2 protein-coding genes and 1 pseudogene are annotated in these 1760 nt (G+C 66.3%); 1 reads left to right on the top strand and 2 read right to left on the bottom strand.

From position 1 onward, the window contains the following. Positions 1-216: pseudogene (locus DBR22_RS23970) on the top strand (hypothetical protein); the annotation flags it as partial. Positions 217-436: 220 nt separating this feature from the next. Here the strand turns inward: DBR22_RS23970 and DBR22_RS18695 are convergent. Then, complete coding sequence (locus DBR22_RS18695; RefSeq protein WP_108600237.1) at positions 437-703, bottom strand: MoaD/ThiS family protein; 267 nt, start codon at positions 701-703, stop codon at positions 437-439. Between the two features lie 5 nt (positions 704-708). After that, positions 709-1760 (bottom strand): GTP 3',8-cyclase MoaA (gene moaA, locus DBR22_RS18690; protein ID WP_258229296.1); only part of this gene is annotated, 1052 nt, incomplete at its 5' end.

Here is a 1760-nt window from a genome sequence, read left to right as displayed (position 1 = left end):
GTTAGCGGCAACGACGGGGACAGCGGCAACGGCACGGTTAGCGGCAACGACGGGGACAGCGGCAACGGCACGGTCAGCGGCAACGACGGGGACAGCGGCTACGACGGGGCCAGCGACTACGGCACGGCCAGCGGCGGACGCCATAATGCGCTCCAACACCTCATCCGCCGTCATGCTGTCCATACCCCCATCATCCCGCCGGGCACCGACAATTAAGGTGTGGACTACGGCCTATGTGGATAACCCGGCGGTCCGAACCTGCACACGGGAATGAACGTCCGGGCGTTCCCCGCAGCGTGAACGAACTGCCGCCAGCCCTCACAAACTGCGGCTAGCCGTGAACGTAGTGCGGCCAGAGAGCGGCAAACTGCGGCCAGCCGTGAACGTAGTGCGCCCAGAGACTGGCAAACTGCGGCCAGTGACCGGCAAACTGCGGCTAGCCTCCGGCGAACGGCGGCAGCACGTCAACCACGTCGCCCGGATTTAACACAGTCGTGTGGTCCCTGACCGCCACCTCATTGAGCAGGAAACTGCTGCGGGAAAGGATGCGCTGCAGGGGAGGGGCGCCCAGGGGAGGCTCGGCACGGTCAACGGCGAGCACGGCCTGCAGCAAATCCGCAACGGTCGCCCCGGTGGGGAGGTCGAAGCCCTCTTCCTCAACTCCCGCAGCGGCGCGCGCGGCAGCGAAGTAACGTACGTTCAAGGAATTCAGCCTCCGATGGCGCTCATGCTGCGGTCCGGCTGGACGAAGTCCGCCGCGCCGAGACCGGTGTGGTCCATGCCGTGTGCCTTGGGTTTGACCCACATGGCATCCTGCCAGCGTTCGGCCAGCGCTTCGTCGCTGGCCCCCTCGCGGAGGAGACCCAACAGATCGAATTCTTCCCGGGAGAATAGGCAGCTCATGATCTTGCCCTCAGCGGTGATCCGGGTCCGCCTGCAGTCGGCGCAGAACGGTTCCGTGACGGACGCGATAATCCCCACCGTCCCCAGCACGGGTTCTTCAGTCCCAGAGACTTCTCCAGCAGCAGAGACTTCTGCAGCCCCGGAGACAGGGCCGGCAACGGCCGCTTGCTCTCGCGGGCCCTCGGACCCGGCCACCCGGCGTCGAGCGTCAACCCGGCGTCGTACTTCAAAGCGTTCAGCCGGTGCGCCGTCGCGGGCGCGCGGATCAGGACTTAGCACAAAGTCGCGGGACAGCAGTTCCCGGATTTCGGCGGCTGTAATCATGTTCCGGCGCGTCCAGCCGTGGTCGGCGTCCAGTGGCATCTGTTCGATGAAGCGCAGCTCGTAGCCGCGGTCCAACGCCCAGGCGAGCAGGGACGGCGACTCGGCGTCATTGATACCGCGCATCAGCACAGCGTTGATCTTGACCGGGCCCAGCCCGGCGGCCCAGGCGGCGTCCACACCGGCCAGGACGCGGTCCAGGAAGGGGCGGCGCGTCAGCTGGGCGAAGGTCTCTTCATGCAGCGAGTCCAGGGAGACGTTGATCCGGGTCAGGCCCGCGGCTTTGAGGGCGGCAGCTTTTTTGTCCAGGCCCACGCCGTTGGTTGTCATGGAAATCGGCAGGTCCGGGTGATTGCTGCGTAGGGCAGCGATGATGTCCACCAGGTCCGCACGGACCAGCGGCTCCCCGCCGGTGAGGCGAAGTTCGCGGACGCCGAGTGAGTCAACACCGATGCGGACAATGCGCACGATCTCCTCGGCGGACATGACGGCCTGCTTCGCAAGCCACTCGAGCCCTTCGGCCGGCATGCAGTAGG

This window comes from Arthrobacter sp. HMWF013 (assembly GCF_003061105.1).
Classification (GTDB): domain Bacteria; phylum Actinomycetota; class Actinomycetes; order Actinomycetales; family Micrococcaceae; genus Arthrobacter.
The sequence above is the reverse complement of the archived record's forward strand: the minus strand, read 5'-3'. Positions and strand labels throughout refer to the sequence as shown.